Source organism: Micromonospora sp. KC213 (assembly GCF_004348325.1).
Lineage (GTDB): Bacteria > Actinomycetota > Actinomycetes > Mycobacteriales > Micromonosporaceae > Micromonospora.
Map to the genome: position 1 here is coordinate 25,713 of NZ_SMKF01000040.1, position 12,675 is coordinate 38,387.

The 12,675-nt window shown below is 73.3% G+C and carries 11 protein-coding genes and 1 pseudogene; 6 read left to right on the plus strand and 6 right to left on the minus strand.

The window, feature by feature from the left end; genetic code table 11:
- Window positions 1-8: 8 nt before the first annotated feature.
- From E1166_RS11515 to E1166_RS11530, 4 genes are all read right to left on the minus strand, one after another.
- A complete protein-coding gene (locus E1166_RS11515) occupies window positions 9-818 on the minus strand; it encodes an SAM-dependent methyltransferase (RefSeq protein WP_132338311.1) in 810 nt (269 codons plus the stop codon).
- Window positions 819-1,063: 245 nt separating this feature from the next.
- A complete protein-coding gene (locus E1166_RS11520; RefSeq protein WP_007072219.1) occupies window positions 1,064-1,732 on the minus strand; it encodes a response regulator transcription factor in 669 nt (222 codons plus the stop codon).
- Window positions 1,733-1,739: 7 nt separating this feature from the next.
- Window positions 1,740-3,368, minus strand: a complete 1,629-nt coding sequence (locus E1166_RS11525) for a GAF domain-containing sensor histidine kinase (protein WP_207914165.1) — start codon at window positions 3,366-3,368, stop codon at window positions 1,740-1,742.
- Window positions 3,369-3,445: 77 nt separating this feature from the next.
- On the minus strand, window positions 3,446-5,248 hold the full coding sequence (locus tag E1166_RS11530) for a long-chain fatty acid--CoA ligase (RefSeq protein ID WP_132338315.1): 1,803 nt from the start codon (window positions 5,246-5,248) through the stop codon (window positions 3,446-3,448).
- A gap of 228 nt (window positions 5,249-5,476) precedes the next feature.
- Between E1166_RS11530 and E1166_RS11535 the strand changes: the two genes are divergently transcribed.
- The 6 genes from E1166_RS11535 (at window position 5,477) to E1166_RS11560 (ending at window position 10,842) form a co-directional block, all read left to right on the plus strand.
- Complete coding sequence (locus tag E1166_RS11535) at window positions 5,477-5,932, plus strand: SRPBCC family protein (RefSeq protein ID WP_132338317.1); 456 nt, start codon at window positions 5,477-5,479, stop codon at window positions 5,930-5,932.
- 34 nt (window positions 5,933-5,966) lie between these two features.
- A complete protein-coding gene (locus tag E1166_RS11540) occupies window positions 5,967-6,629 on the plus strand; it encodes a hypothetical protein (RefSeq protein ID WP_132338319.1) in 663 nt (220 codons plus the stop codon).
- A gap of 70 nt (window positions 6,630-6,699) precedes the next feature.
- Window positions 6,700-7,647 (plus strand): ROK family glucokinase, encoded by a 948-nt coding sequence (locus E1166_RS11545; protein WP_132263080.1) that lies wholly within the window; start codon window positions 6,700-6,702, stop codon window positions 7,645-7,647.
- Entirely contained in the window at window positions 7,644-8,357 is a 714-nt protein-coding gene (locus E1166_RS11550) for an endonuclease/exonuclease/phosphatase family protein (RefSeq protein ID WP_132263083.1), read from the plus strand. The genes E1166_RS11545 and E1166_RS11550 overlap by 4 nt, the downstream gene beginning before the upstream one ends.
- Before the next feature lie 198 nt (window positions 8,358-8,555).
- Entirely contained in the window at window positions 8,556-9,962 is a 1,407-nt protein-coding gene (locus E1166_RS11555) for an NAD(P)-binding domain-containing protein (protein ID WP_132338321.1), read from the plus strand.
- 55 nt (window positions 9,963-10,017) lie between these two features.
- On the plus strand, window positions 10,018-10,842 hold the full coding sequence (locus tag E1166_RS11560) for an alpha/beta fold hydrolase (protein WP_132338323.1): 825 nt from the start codon (window positions 10,018-10,020) through the stop codon (window positions 10,840-10,842).
- A 7-nt stretch (window positions 10,843-10,849) separates the two neighbouring features.
- On the opposite strand, the gene E1166_RS11565 is transcribed toward E1166_RS11560, so the two are convergent.
- Together E1166_RS11565 and E1166_RS11570 are read right to left on the minus strand one after the other, a co-directional pair.
- Window positions 10,850-12,268, minus strand: a complete 1,419-nt coding sequence (locus E1166_RS11565; protein ID WP_132338325.1) for a trehalose-6-phosphate synthase — start codon at window positions 12,266-12,268, stop codon at window positions 10,850-10,852.
- A gap of 182 nt (window positions 12,269-12,450) precedes the next feature.
- A pseudogene (locus tag E1166_RS11570) lies at window positions 12,451-12,675 on the minus strand (DUF308 domain-containing protein); the annotation flags it as partial.

A 12,675-nucleotide genomic window follows, 5' to 3' on the forward strand; every position in this document is an offset into this window, starting at 1 on the left:
CCGCCGGCTCATCCACCGAGCCGCCCTACCCCGCCCAGGAACACCGCCTGCTCGGCGTTCTCGGCGCTCTCGGCAGTCTCCGGACGCCACTGCGGCACCCAGACCACTCCGGGTTCGACCAGCTCGAAGCCGTCGAAGAAGGCGGTCATCTCGGCTCGGCCGCGTACCCACAGCGGGTTGTCGGTGCGGCGGTAGACCTGCTCGGCCTCGGCCCGCTGCGTCTCGTCGCGGCCCTCGTCGCTGGCCTGCGACAGGACCAGGTGGCTGCCCGGGGCCAGCGCGTCGCGCAGGGTCCGTAGCTGGTCGCCGGGGCGATCGTCGTCGGAGACGAAGTGCAGCACCGCCACCACGAGCACGGCGACCGGCTGGGAGAAGTCGAGCAACCGGCGTACCTCGGGATGGGCCAGGATCCGGTCGGGGTGCCGTAGGTCCTCCTGGATCACGGTGGCCCGCTCGTCGCCGGCCAGGATCTCCCGGCTGTGCGCCACCGCCACCGGGTCCACGTCGACGTAGACCACCCGGGCGTCCGGCGCGGCCCGTTGGGCGATCTCGTGCACGTTGCCGACGGTGGGGATACCGGAGCCGATGTCGAGGAACTGACGTACGCCCTGGTCGATCAGGTAGTGCACCACGCGGCGCAGGAACGCCCGGTTCGCCTGCGCCATCAGCGGCGCCTCCGGCACGGCCTCCATCATGGCCCGGGCCGCGGCCCGGTCGACGGCGAAGTTGTGCGAGCCCCCGAGATAGTAGTCGTACATCCGGGCGACGCTGGGACGCTCGGTGTCGATGTCCTCGGGTGCCCAGACCGGCCGCTGCATCCTCTACCCCTTTGTTGACAGATGCGAACGTGTCGCCCGCGTGCGCCACTCGGGTATTCTGCCCCCCAGGTGGCCGGGTGCAAAGAGCGCGATCGTTGCGTTACCGGACACTTACCCACCGCATTGCGGTTGTCCGCTCGCCTCACAGGCACCAAGTGGTGGTGTCCCCGCCTCGGGGACACCACCACTTGCAGCAAACGGCGACCCGCGCCTCGGCGCGACCCGCGCGAGAACCCGGGCCGGTGTTAGAACTTCGGGGCGTCGGGCGCTTCGAGCAGGCCGAGCCGCAGCGCGGTCATCAGCGCCTGGGCCCGGTTAGCGGCGCCGAGCTTCTCGTAGAGCTTGGAGATGTGCGTCTTGGCGGTCGACTCGCTGACGAAGAGCTGCTTGGCGATGCCGGCCACGCTCATGCCGTCGGCGAGCAGCCGCAGCACCTGCCCCTCCCGCGGAGACAACTGGGGGCCGGACGGGGCCAGCCGGCGCTTCATCGCCTCGGCCAGGTCGGCGGCGGTGAAGGCGCTGGGAGAGGAGGCGGCGTGCCGGGCGGCGGCGACCACCTCGTCGGCGGGCGCGGTCTTCGGCACGAACGCGCTCGCTCCGGCCTCCAGGGCGCCGAAGAGCTGGTCGTCGCCGGCGTACATGGTGAGCACGACGATACCCATCGATGCGCTGGACTTGCGCAGCGCCCGGGTGGCCTCCAGGCCGCTGCCGTCGGGAAGCCGCAGATCCATGATCACAACGTCCGGTTGCAGCGCGCCGGCCTGGCGTACGCCCTCGGCGGCCGTGGCGGCCTCGCCGACGACCTCGAACTGCCGGTCGCGTTCGAAGGCGTGCCGGAGACCCTTGCGGATCAGGTCGTGGTCGTCGACAAGGAGGACCTTGGTACGGGTCGCCGGTGTCGGGCTTGTGGTCATCCTCGGGTTACTCCCCTTCTGCTGCTGCGCTGCCACGCAGGTTATCGCGCCGGGGCGACGAACCGACCACCACCGCCACGGTCGTCCCGCTGGGTTGCCGCGGCCTGATCTCCAACCGGCCTCGGATACGTTCCGCCCTCTCGGCCATGATCGCAAGACCGTAGTGCCCCTCGACCCGCTGGTCACCGATGCCGTGACCGTCATCCGACACTTCGATCTGCGCGTACGGGGGGTCCACCTCACAGGTGACCCAGAGGTTCGAGGCACCGGCGTGCTTGCGGGCGTTGGTCACCGCCTCCTGCGCGATCCGCAGCAGCTCCGCCTCGGTCGCGGCGGGGAGTCGGGCGGTGGACTCGTCCAGCGACAGGTGCACCCGCAGCCCGCCGGAGGCGCCGACGGTGCGGGCGTACTCGGCGATCGCGGCGGCCAGCCCGCCGTGCCGGTCCACCTCACTGCGCAGCTCGAACAGGCTCAGCCGCAACTCGGTGATGACCCGGGTGACCTCGTGGCGCAGCGCCCGCAGGCTCTCGGCGGTCTCCTCGGCGTCGTCGTGCACGGTGGCCAGGGCGTTGTCGATGCCGTAGCCGACCATCACCAGTTCCTGGGCCACCCCGTCGTGGATCTCCCGGGCCAGCCGCTGCCGCTCCTCGTTGGTGGCCAGCGACCGCACCTCGTCGAAGAGCAGCGCCGCCTCCAACCGCAGCGCGGCCGGGCCGGTCAGCGCGGTCACCCGGGACACCACCGGCGGCGGGTACGCCTGCGCCGCGTCCGCCTCCAGCACCACCAGGCCGACCGTACGGACCCCGGCGACCAGCGGCACGATCAGCGCCGACACTCCACCGCCGTGATGCGACCGGGCCTGCGAGCGGGCCGCCGTCTGCGGCTGCTGGCTGGCCCAGGCGTCGGCGATGGCCGAGTCCGCGTCGAGGGTGGTCTCCCAGTCCACCCGGTCCGCCCCCGTCTGGGCGAGGACCACCAGCCGGCCGCCGCCGCTGGCCGACAGCACCGCCGCCCGGGCGCTCGGCGCCACCGTGCGCAGCTCCTCCAGCAGGTGCTCGGCGATGCCGCCCGGGTCCAGGGTGGCCCCGGGCAGCTGGCGGGCCACCGTACGCAACTGGGTGAGCAGCCGGGTCGCCTCCGCGTACGGCTGGGGTTTGCCGTCGCCGCGGACGCGCATCACCTGGTGCAACGCGCCCGCGGCCCAGAGCCCGAGCGTGGCCAGGATCAGCCACTGCGCGCAGACCGCGAGGTAGCCGGGCTGGCCGAGCTGCCGGCCGCCGTCCACCTGCGTGATCGCGCCGGCGACCAGCAGGGTGACCGCGGTGACCCCGAGCAGCGCCCCACCCTCGCGGAACCGGCGGCGCAGCGCGGTCACCGTCACCGGCACCGCGAGGTAGGGCAGCACCGCGGAGGCCCCGAGCCCGCGCACCGACCCGCCGATCGCCGAATCGACGGCGACCTGGCTGGCCGCCAGCCCGAGCACCACCGCCTCGGTCACCCGGCTCAGCGGACCGAGCAGCCGGTGCTCGGGGGCGAGCAGGCCGGGTAGCCCGGCGAACGCGAGCAGGACGATCCACCACAGCTGGGCGGCGTCGCCGGTGGCGACCAGGGTCAGGACGGCGACGAGGACCAGCATCACCACGCGCGCGGCGGCGGCGATGACCCGGGTGGGGGGCCGGACAGGTGTGGATGTGGACACGTGACGGATCGTAGTCAGACCCGGTAGATGTCGAGGATCTCGGACTCGTACACCTTGTGCACGACCTGGCGCTTGACCTTGAGCGACGGGGTCAGCTCCCCGGTCGCCTCGGTGAAGTCCCGGGGCAGGATCCGGAACACCTTGATCGCCTCGGCCTTGGACACCGACCGGTTGGCCTGGTCGACCGCGCGCTGGATCTCCGCGCGCATTTTCTCGTCCTCGCACAGCCGGGCCACCGGCGTGTCCGCCGGCAGGTCGTGCGCGGCGAGCCACTTGGGCAGCGCCTCCTCGTCGATGGTGACCAGGGCGGCGATGAACGGCTGCCGGTCACCGACCACCAGGCACTGGCTGACCAGGTGGTGCGCCCGGACCTGGTCCTCCAGCACGGCCGGGGCGACGTTCTTGCCGCCCGCGGTCACGATGATCTCCTTCTTGCGGCCGGTGATGCTGAGGAAGCCGTCGCTGTCGAGCTCGCCGAGGTCGCCGGTGCGGAACCAGCCGTCGGTGGTGAGGGCGTCCGCCGTGGCCGCCTCGTTCCTCCAGTAGCCCTGGAAGATCAGGTCACCGGCGATCAGGATCTCGCCGTCGTCGGCGATCCGGACGGTCACCCCGGGCAGCGGGCGGCCCACGGTGCCGATCCTGGTGGCGCCGGGCAGGTTCGCGCTGGCGGCGGGGGAGGTCTCGGTGAGGCCGTAACCCTCGCAGACGGTCACCCCGATGCCCCGGAAGAAGTGCCCGAGCCGGGCGCCGAGCGGCGCCCCGCCGGAGATGGCGTTGCGGCACCGGCCGCCGAGCGCGGCCCGCAGCTTGCCGTAGACCAGCTTGTCGAAGACCGCGTGCTGGAGTCGCAGCGCCAGACCCGGCCCGCCGGGGGTCTCCAGCGCCTCGCTGTAGGCGATGGCGACCCGCTCGGCCCGGTCGAAGATCGCGCCCTTCCCCTCCGCCTCGGCCTTCTGCCGGGCCCCGTTGTAGACCTTCTCGAAGACCCGGGGCACGGAGAGCACGAAGGTCGGCCGGAAATCCTGCAGTTCGGCGACCAGGTTCCTGGTGTCGGCGCAGTGCGCCATGGTGACCCGGGCCTGCACCACGCCGATCTGGATGAGCCGGGCGAAGGCGTGCGCCAGCGGTAGGAACAGCAGGGTCGACGCGCCGGGGCCGAAGAGGTTCGGCAGCACCGGCACCGCGTTGGCGACGTCGGCGTACATGTTGCGGTGGGTCAGTACGCAGCCCTTGGGGCGGCCGGTGGTGCCGCTGGTGTAGATGATGGTGGCGAGGTCGCCGGCGCGGACCGCCTTGCGTCGCCGCTCGACCTCGGCCGGGTCGACCGGTGCGCCCAGCGCCACGATATCGTCCACCCCGCCCCGCTCGAACTGCCAGACGTGGCGCAGCTCGGGCAGCCGCTCCCGGATGCCGGTGACGAGGTCGGCGTGCGCGTCCGACTCCACCACCAGCGCGACCGCGCCCGAGTCGGCGAGGATCCAGGCGGCCTGCTCGGCGCTGGAGGTCTCGTAGATCGGCACGGTCACCGCACCGGCCGCCCAGATGGCGTAGTCCAGCAGGGTCCACTCGTACCGGGTGCGGCTCATCAACGCCACCCGGTCGCCGGGGTTGATTCCGGCCCCGACCAGGCCCCGGCCCACCGCGATCACCTCGTCGCGGAACTCGCGGCAGGTCACGTCGACCCGGCCGGCGCCGGCCGGCGCGGGACGGACGAACTGCACCGTGTCCGGAGCGGCCGTCGCGTTGTCCCAGACCGGGTCGGTCAGGTTGGCCGCGTCGCCGATGGTGACGATCGGCGGAACGGAGAACTCGCGCACCTGCACTCCCTCGCGCTCGGACTGTCCGGGCCGGCCGCCACGGCGGATCGGCTCTGACGAAACCTACCCGCACCCCTGCACGGGCGGGCCAGGGAGGTTGCCGTCGGGCCGGTCAGACGCCCGCACCGCCGGGGTGCAAGTGGCGGCCCGGCCTGCCCGCGGCCGTTCCCCGGCGACGTGGTGGGGTGGAGCGACGGAGCCACGGGTGGCTGCGGGTAGCCTCCCCCCATGGCGGACTCCTCCACCCAGTCGATCACCATCGGCGCGTCACCGGATCAGGTGGCGGCGATCATCTGCGACTTCCCGAGTTACCCGGAATGGACCGAGGCGGTACGCCGGGCGGAGGTGATCGAGGAGTACGAGGACGGCTACGCCAGCCAGGTCCGGTTCAGCCTCGACGCCGGCGTGCTGGCCGACGAGTACGTGCTGGCCTACGAGTACGCCGAGGACCTGTCCCGCATCGAGTGGCATCTGGTGGCGCCGTCGCGGATGCAGAAGGCGCAGCGCGGGTCGTACGACATCGTGGGCAACCCCGACGGCACCTGCACGGTGACGTACACACTCGAGGTGGAACTGTCGGTGGGCATGCTCGGCATGTTCCGTCGCAAGGCCGAGAAAATGATCATGGATACGGCGTTGAAGCAGCTCAAGCGCCGGGTAGAGGAAACCGGTGCGGCACAGTGACGCGCCGGCCCGCGGCACGGTAGAGGAGCCGGTCATGGGGGGTACGGATCCGGGCTCAGCCCGGGAGGAGGCCGAGCGGCTGGTCGCCACCCTGCTCGCCACGGCGCGTCTGGCCACCGCCGGTCCCGGTGCCGCCGCGTGGGGCCCGCTCGGCGGGATGCTCTCCGGTGTCCTCGGTCACAACGCCAACCCGTCCCGACCGTCGGGCGGCGACAGCGGGGCCGGGGGATTCGCCACCGGAGCGCCGGAATGCTGTGTCTGCCCGGTCTGCCGGGGCATAGCCGCGTTGCGGGACCCGAGTCCGGAGTTCGCCGAACGCCTCGCCACCGGCGCCGGTGACTTCGCCGCCGGCGTCGCCAGCCTGCTGCGGGCGTTCGCGTCGGCCGGTAACGGGGAAGCCACCGGGCGGACGCCCACCGGCACCGCGTCGGGCGCCGGGGCCGAACCGGACGCCGACCACGTGTGGCGCGAGGCCACCCGTACCGGGCATGATTCTGCGTCGGCGCCGGAGCGCGACGTCTGGTCCGCCGCCACCCGGGCGACCGAAGCGGTCGTGCCGGCTCCCGCCGCCCCGCCCGCCGACGACGTCGGGCCGGCCGCGCCGGCCCCGGTCCGGCCGACGACCGACCGTCCGGTGGTGCCCGCCTCGCGGGTACCGCCCGGTACGGACGAGGGCGCATCGGACGACCGGGCCTGAACACCCGACACCCGACGACGTACGGCCGTCCGGCCGAGGTCGGGCAGCACAGTAGAGGGGAGTGGCAGCGGTGACGCTGACCATCGGAGTCGACGTCGGTGGCACGAAGGTGGCCGGCGGTGTCGTGGACGACACCGGCCGGGTTCTGGTGCACACCCGACGGGACACCCCCGCGGAGGACGTCGGCAAGACCCGTGACGTCATCACCGAGGTGGTCACCGAACTGGCGGCCCGGCACGACGTCCACGCCGTCGGGATCGGCGCGGCCGGGTGGATCGACGCCTCCCGCTCCACCGTGCTCTTCGCCCCCAACCTGGCCTGGCGGGACGAGCCGCTGCGGGACTACGTCAGCGCCGCCACCGGCCTGCCGGTGATCGTGGAGAACGACGCCAACGTCGCGGCCTGGGCCGAGTTCCGCTACGGCGCGGGCCGCGACGCCGAGGACTCCATGGTCATGTTCACCATCGGCACCGGTGTCGGCGGCGGCATCGTGCTCGGCGGCGAGCTGGTCCGAGGTGCCAACGGCATCGCCGCCGAGCTGGGGCACATGCTCACCGTGCCCGACGGGCACCAGTGCGGCTGCGGCCGGCTCGGCTGCATCGAGCAGTACGCCAGCGGCAGCGCGCTGGTCCGGTTCGCCCGGGCCGGTGCCCGGCAGGAGCCGCAGCGCGCCACCGGCCTGCTGGAGTTGGCCGCCGGCGACGCCGAGGGAGTCACCGGCCCGATGGTGACCGCCGCCGCACGGGCCGGCGACCCGGTCTCGACCGAGGCGTTCGCCCAGATCGGCCGCTGGCTCGGCACCAGTCTCGCCGACATGGCCCAGATCCTCGACCCGCAGGTGCTGGTGGTCGGCGGCGGCGTGATCGAGGCCGGCGACCTGCTGCTCGGCCCGGCCCGGCGGTCCTTCACCGACGCGCTGGCCCAGCGCAGCCGGCTGCCGGTCGCCGAGGTACGCCCCGCCGAGCTGGGCAACAGCGCCGGTGTCATCGGCGCCGCCGATCTCGCCCGCCGGCTGTGACCGGCGCCGACCAGCGGGGCGGAGTGCCGCTGCGGGTGGTGTCCTACAACGTCCACAGCCAGCGTGACGACACCGCCGCCCTGGCCGCCGTGGTCCGGGCGGTCGCGCCCGACGTGGTGGTCGTGCAGGAGGGTCCCCGCCGGTTCCGTTGGCGGCAGCGCAGCGCCGCGCTGGCCGAGTCGTTCGGGCTGGTGGTGGCGGCCGGTGGCCTGCCCTCGCTGGGCAACCTGCTGCTGACCAGCCTCCGGGTCCGGGTGCTCGGCAGCCGGTGCCGGCGTTTCCCGCTCACCCCCGGGCGGCACCTGCGCGGTGCCGCGTACGCCCGGTGCCGGGTCGGTCCGGCGGACTTCCTGCTGGCCGGCTCGCACCTGTCCACCGACCCGGCGGAGCGGCCCGGCCAGGCCGCCCTGCTCCGGCGGGACCTGGCCGCCGAGACGCTGCCGGTGGTCCTCGGCGCGGACCTCAACGACGGCCCGGACTCGGTGACCTGGCGGACGGTGGGGGAGGGGCTGACCGACGCGGCGGTCGCCGCGTGCGCCGCCGACCGACACACCTACCCGTGTACCGACCCGCGCCGGCGCATCGACGCGCTCTTCGTCGACCCCCGGGTGACCGTGGTCGGGTACGACGTGGTCGACACGCCGCAGACCCGGCGGGCCAGCGACCACTTCCCGGTCCTGGCCGACCTGCTCCTGCCGGTGGCCGGTTGACCTGCCCGGAAGCGGCGCCGACCGGCCCCGCGGCCCCGCGCCGCGCCGAGGCCGGCGGCGTCGGCCCACCCCGTGGGCACCGGGGCACACCGCGCCCACGATCCTTTCGCCCCGGTGCGCCGGGCTGGACAACCCCCGCGGGTGCGGGGAGGATGCCCGTCGAACCGGCGTTCGTGCCGCACATAAGGAGATGTTCCGGTGCCCCCCTCCACCGCGCACGGCCGGCCCGATCCGGAGACCAGCACGCTCGACCTGAGCCGGGACGGCCGCCCGGTCTCCGACCGAGGTGACACGGTCTGCGTGATCGGCGCCGGCGCCAGCGGCCTCACCGCCATCAAGAACCTCGTCGAGCACGGCTTCGGCGTCGACTGCTACGAGCGGGAGACCGGCGTCGGCGGGGCGTGGAACTGGCGGCACGACCGCAGCCCGGTGTACGCCAGCACCCACCTGGTCTCGTCGCGGCCGCTCACCCAGTTCCCGGACTTCCCGATGCCGGACTCCTGGCCGGACTACCCGCACCACCACCAGCTGCTGTCCTACCTGGAGCGCTACACCGACCACTTCGACCTTCGCCGGCACATCTGGTTCGGCACGGAGGTGGTCCGGGTCGAGCCGGTCGACGGCGACCGTTGGGACGTCACCACCCGCAGCACCGGCGGGTACGGCCCGGAACGCACCTTGCGCTATGCCGCCGTCGTCGTCGCCAACGGGCACAACTGGTCACCGAAGCTGCCCCGCTACGACGGGCTGGAGGAGTTCCGGGGCGAGGTGATGCACGCCTCGTCCTACAAGGACCCGGCCCAGTTGCGCGGCAAGCGGGTGCTGGTGGTCGGTGCCGGCAACACCGGCTGCGACATCGCCGTCGAGGCCGCACAGCAGGCGTCCTGCTGCTGGCACTCCACCCGGCGTGGCTACTGGTATGCCCCGAAGTACCTGCTGGGTCGCCCCGTCGACCAGGTCAACGACCTGCTGCTGAGCCTGCGGCTGCCGCTGCGGCTACGGCAGTGGCTCTACCACCGGATGCTGCGGCTCACCGTCGGTGACCCGACCCGGTTGGGTCTGCCCAGGCCCGACCACCGGATCTATGAGGCGCACCCGATCGCGAACAGCCAGCTGGTCCACCACGTCAGCCACGGGCAGATCGCTCCGGTGCCCGACGTGGCCCGGTTCCACGGTGGTGGGGTCACCCTCACCGACGGCCGGGAGATCGAGCCGGAGCTGGTCGTCTTCGCCACCGGATACCTGCCCCGCTTCGAGTTCCTCGACCCGGGGCTGCTCGGTGACGGCGACGGCTCGGGTCGTCCCCGCCTCTGGCTGCACGCCTTCCCGCCCAACCAGCCCACTCTCGCGGTGGCCGGGCTGCTGCAACCGGACTCCGGCGTGTTCACCCTGACGCACTGGCAGACCGTCGTGTTCGCCCGGCTGCTCCAGGCCCGCCTGGCCCGGCCGGACCGGGCGGCCGCCTTCACCGCCCGGGCCACGGCCGGCGCGGGCGAGCGCTACGCGGGAAAGGTCACGGACAGCAGCCGGCACTGGTTCGAGGTTCGGCACGTGCCATACCTGCGCGCGGTGCAGCGCGCCCTCGACGAACTGGGGGCCCGGTGAGCGTGAGGAACGCAGCGCAGCGGAGTCGGGCAGTCGCGAACGGAAGGCAGGCTCGGTGAGCGTGAGCAACGAACGGGTGCGTGTCCTGCGCGGGCGGGAGTGGGCCCGGCCGGTCCGCCCGGTCCGGCGTGAGGTGCGGGGGGTCACCCCGGAACTGGACGAGGGGCGACCGCCGCTGCTCTTCGTGCCGGGCTTCGGGCACGGGGCCTGGGCGTTCGCCGAGCACTGGCTGGAGCACGCCGCGTCGCGCGGTTTTTCCGCGTACGCGATGAGCCTGCGCGGGCACGGCGGCAGCGACCCGGCGCCGGAGGCGACGCTGCGGGCGTACACCCATGATGTGGTTCAGGTGGCCGCGAGCCTGCCGCGGCAGGCGGTGCTGGTGGGGCACGGCGCCGGGGCGCTGGTGGTGACCCACGCCCTGGCCCGCTACCCGGCCCGGGCGGCGGTGCTGGTCGCGCCGGTGCTGGGCGGCTGGTCCACGGCCGGCGTGGCGCTGCGCCGCAACCCGGCCGGTACGCTGCCCGCGTTGTTCGGTGGTCCGTTGCGACTGCACCGTCGGCAGTTGTTCAGCCGCGAGTTGCCCGAGGCCGAGGCTCGCCGGCACGTCGCGCGGCTGGGCCGGGCCGGCCGGCGGGCCCAGTGGCAGCTGCTGTCCGGCCGGCCGGCGGAGCCGGCGGTGGGCCGGCCGCCGGTGCTGGTGGTGGGCAGCCCCGACGACCGGGTGGTGCCGCCGGCCGCCCTGGAGCGGGCCGCCGGCCGGTACGGCTCGGCTCCGTTGCTCTTTCCCGGCATGGGGCACGACCTGATGCTCGACGCCCGGTGGCGGGAACCGATCGACGCGATCTGCGACTGGCTGGTGAAGGAGCCGCAGCGGGTGTGAGGACGGCTCAGCCGGGGGTGCCGAGCCGGCGTACCAGCGAACCGGTCTCGTCCAGGGCGCTGAGGTAGGAGCGGGCCCAGGCCCGGATGTCGTGGCGGTGCAGGTGCCCGCGCATGGCGCGCATCCGCTCGCGGGTGTCGCCCGGGTTGGCGCGCAGGGCCGCGAGCAGCATCTGCTTGAGCCCCTCCAGGTCGTGCGGGTTGACCAGGTACGCCTGCTCCAGCTCGGCTGCCGCGCCGGCGAATTCGCTGAGCAGCAGCGCCCCGGTGTCGTCGACCCGGGCGGCGACGTACTCCTTGGCGACGAGGTTCATCCCGTCCCGCAGTGGCGTCACCGCCATCACGTCGGCGACCCGGTAGAGGGCGGCCAGTTCGGTGCGGTCGAAGGGCTGGGTGAGGTAGTGGATCGCCGGTTCGCCGACCCGGCCGAACTCGCCGTTGATCCGCCCCACCTCGCGTTCGATCCGTTCGCGCAGAATCTGGTACTGGCCGACCCGTTCCCGGCTGGGCATCGCGACCTGCACCAGCACGGTGTCGCGGACCTTCACGTCGCCGCTGGCCAGCAGCTCGCTGTACGCCTTGAGCCGCTGCTCGATGCCCTTGGTGTAGTCCATCCGGTCGACGCTGAGGATCACGTGCTCCGGGTCGCCCAGGTCGTGTCGCAGCCGCCGGGCCCGGGCGGTCACCTCGGGGCGACCGGCCAGCGCGGCCATCTCGACGGTGTCGATCGACACCGGGTACGCGCCGACCCGCACCTTCCGGTCGTCGACGTCGATCCGCCGGTCGGTCGCCGGCAGGCCGAGCACCTTGGCGACGAGCTGGGCGAAGTTGTGCGCGGCCTGGGCGCGCTGGAAGCCGATCAGGTCGGCGCCGATCATTCCGCGCAGCAGTTCGGCCCGGCGGGGCAACTGCATGAACAGCTCCGGCGGCGGGAACGGCACGTGCAGGAAGAAGCCGATGCGCAGGTCGGGGCGGAGCGCGCGGAGCAGGCCGGGGACCAGTTGCAGGTGGTAGTCCTGCACCCAGACCAGGGCGCCCGGCTCGGCCACCGTCGCGGCCGCCTCGGCGAACCGCTGGTTGACCCGCTGGTACGCCTCCCACCAGCGCCGATGGTATTCGGGCTGCTCGACCGCGTCGTGGTAGAGCGGCCAGAGGGTCGCGTTGGCGAAGCCCTCGTAGTGGTCGCGCAGGTCTTCGGCGGTGAGTGGGACGGTGTGTAGGCGGACGCCGTCCACGTCCGGGTAGCTGGGCGCCGGGCCGGTGCCACCGGCCCAGCCGACCCAGGTCGCCGGGGTGTGTCGAAGCAGCGGGTGCAGGGCGCTGACCAGCCCGCCGGGGCTGCGGCGCCACTCGCAGGCGCCGTCGGGGGCCACGCTGTCGTCGATGGGCAGCCGGTTGGCCACCACCACGAGGGAACTCTGTCGCATCGGGGATCCGCTCCGCAGCCGGGTCGACCGCCCGGGAGGAGAGGAACAAATCGGGCAGCCGGTGGGGAAGTGCCGTACAGCCGTATTCCTACTGACTGTAAGTTACACCCCTGTTACGCCCTCGCCGGGACCCGTGGCGTCCCGCGATTCGGGCGGAGCGGAGCGTGACCGGGGGCGCCGGCTCAGACCACGGCCCCGTCGTCCGGGTCGCGGTCCTCCTCGTCGCCGGGCCGCAACCGCCAGACCAACGTGACGAAACCGGCGAGGATGCCGACGAAGCCGAGCAGTGTCACCACCGACGTATCCGCCGGCAGCAGCCTCGGGTTGAGGAAGAGCACGAAGCCGACGATGATCGCCAGCACCCCGACCACGGCGTACTTGGAGATGCGGGGCAGCGGGGGCGGTGG